The organism is Psychromonas sp. SR45-3, from assembly GCF_014163575.1.
Taxonomy (GTDB): Bacteria; Pseudomonadota; Gammaproteobacteria; order Enterobacterales; family Psychromonadaceae; genus Psychromonas; species Psychromonas arctica.
Genome location: NZ_JACJDP010000124.1, coordinates 1 through 251, shown reverse-complemented (window position 1 = coordinate 251; position 251 = coordinate 1). Strand labels below are relative to the sequence as shown.

The window sequence follows — 251 nt, the reverse complement described above, 5'->3', positions numbered from 1 at the left end:
CTAAAGGGCCGTTGGAGACTACAACGTTGATAGGCAAGGTGTGTAAGTGCAGTAATGTATTGAGCTAACTTGTACTAATTACCCGTGAGGCTTAACCATACAACACCTAAGTAGTGTTGTTTTGTAACCAAGACAAGTCAAAGAAGACGTTAAAATATACGCTTGTGAAGTGTATTTACTAAAATATTTTGTGATTAATCAGTTTTCCTAGTGTTTTTATATTTGAAGCCCGCCACCGGACATTAACAAAA

Annotated in this window: 1 rRNA gene; it reads left to right on the top strand. The window is 36.7% G+C overall.

Annotated features, from left to right (window positions below):
- Positions 1-99: ribosomal RNA gene (locus tag H5084_RS19390) — 23S ribosomal RNA — on the top strand; the annotation flags it as partial.
- Positions 100-251 lie beyond the last annotated feature (152 nt).